The organism is Synechococcus sp. CCY 0621, from assembly GCF_019038465.1.
In the GTDB taxonomy this organism is placed as follows: Bacteria; Cyanobacteriota; Cyanobacteriia; order PCC-6307; family Cyanobiaceae; genus Cyanobium.
Genome location: NZ_JAFKRH010000076.1, coordinates 1 through 243, shown reverse-complemented (window position 1 = coordinate 243; position 243 = coordinate 1). Strand labels below are relative to the sequence as shown.

1 pseudogene is annotated in these 243 nt (G+C 66.3%); it reads right to left on the bottom strand.

Annotated elements, in window-relative coordinates:
- A pseudogene (locus KUG43_RS17535) lies at window positions 1–243 on the bottom strand (acyltransferase family protein); the annotation flags it as partial.

The window sequence follows — 243 nt, the reverse complement described above, 5'->3', positions numbered from 1 at the left end:
GCAGCAGCGAGCCGACCGTCAGTTCCCACAGCCGGCTCGGCATCAGGAAAAATGCCGCCATCGGTGCGCTCTGCGTCCACCACCAGCTCGCCCCCAGAGACAGCACGACCAGCGCCGCCAGCAGCGGCACGCTCCGCCGCACGCCATAGCCGATCCCCACCATCAGCAGCGGAAACACCAGGTAGAACTGCTGCTCCACACCCAGCGACCAGGTGTGCAGAAATGGGTTCAGGTCCGCATCCC